Here is a 1,378-nt window from a genome sequence, read left to right as displayed (position 1 = left end):
CCAGCATCTGGTGGCCAAGGCAGATGCCGAACACCGGGATGTCGGTCTTCAGCAGATCCCGGATGACCGGTACGGCATAGTCGCCGGTGGCTTCCGGGTCGCCGGGGCCGTTGGAGAGAAAAATGCCGTCCGGCTGCATGGCGAGGATTTCCTCGGCGCCGGACTTGGCCGGCACCACGGTGACCTTGGCGCCGAGGCCGGCGAGCAGGCGCAAGATGTTGCGTTTGACGCCGTAGTCGATGGCGACGACGTGCATTGTCGGTTCGATCTGTTCGCCAAAGCCTTCGTTCCACACCCAGGGTGTCTCGCGCCAGACCGAGGACTGGCCCGACGTAACCTCCTTGGCGAGATCCAGCCCGATCAGGCCCGACCATGCGGCGGCGCGGCGCTTCAGATCGTCGATGTCGAACACGCCATCGGGCGCATGCGCGATGACGGCGTTGGGCATGCCCTTTTCACGGATCAGCGCGGTGAGCGCGCGGGTGTCGATGCCCGACAAAGCGACGATGCCGCGCTTCTTCAGCCACTGGTCGAGACCAGTGCCGGCACGGTAGTTGGACGGGTTGGTGACATCGGCCTTGAACACGGCGCCGACGGCGCCGGCGCGGGCGAGCGGATTGAGATCCTCGATGTCCTCGTCATTGGTGCCGATGTTGCCGATATGCGGGAAGGTGAAGGTGACGATCTGGCCGGCATAGGACGGATCGGTGAGGATTTCCTGATAGCCGGTCAGCGCCGTGTTGAAGCAGACTTCGGCGACAGCGGAGCCGGTGGCGCCGAGACCGCGACCTTCGATGACGGTACCGTCGGCCAGCACCAGAAGGGCGGTCGGCTTTTCCGTGGCCCAAGCGGGGGTCAAGGCGGGCGTCATCTCGGCCATGCGGCACTCCTGTCAGGCCGCGCGCTGCAACCGGCCCGGCGGGCCATCTGCGCGGCAAACGGCGCGAAGCGGCGATTTCGCGGCTTCCACGCAGTCAAATTTCCGTTCATGCAAGGCCCAGTACATAGGGGAAGGGGGCAGGGCGGTCAATGATCATGCGAAATGCCGCCATATTTTATTTCGCCTAGCAAAATCAGTGGCTTGCCCCGGCACATCAGAGTTTGCCTTGGCTCGCCCGCGGCGCTATTGTCCGCGCCGATCGAAGGAGAATGCACCATGCGCGGCAAAATCGCCGAATCCCTGAAGAGCGCGATGAAGGCGCAGGACAAGCACCGGCTGCCGACATTGCGGCTGATCCAGGCCGCCATTCACGACCGCGACATTGCCAATCGCGGGTCAGGCAAGGAGCCGGCCAGCGACGAGGAGATCCTGCAGATCCTGGCCAAGATGGTGAAGCAGCGCGAGGAATCGGCCAAAGCCTTCGATGACGGCAAGCGG

Annotated in this window: 2 protein-coding genes; one reads left to right on the top strand and one right to left on the bottom strand. The window is 64.3% G+C overall.

Going from position 1 to position 1,378, the window contains the following annotated elements; all coding sequences use genetic code 11:
* The coding region (locus EN994_RS31625) for a carbamoyl phosphate synthase small subunit (RefSeq protein ID WP_127308160.1) at positions 1-880 on the bottom strand (880 nt) is incomplete at its 3' end.
* 276 nt (positions 881-1,156) lie between these two features.
* Between EN994_RS31625 and EN994_RS31620 the strand changes: the two genes are divergently transcribed.
* Positions 1,157-1,378 (top strand): GatB/YqeY domain-containing protein (locus EN994_RS31620; protein ID WP_164746423.1); only part of this gene is annotated, 222 nt, incomplete at its 3' end.

Source organism: Mesorhizobium sp. M7A.F.Ca.CA.002.09.1.1 (assembly GCF_003998555.1).
GTDB lineage: Bacteria > Pseudomonadota > Alphaproteobacteria > Rhizobiales > Rhizobiaceae > Mesorhizobium > Mesorhizobium ciceri.
This window is presented reverse-complemented; position numbering and strand designations above follow the sequence as displayed.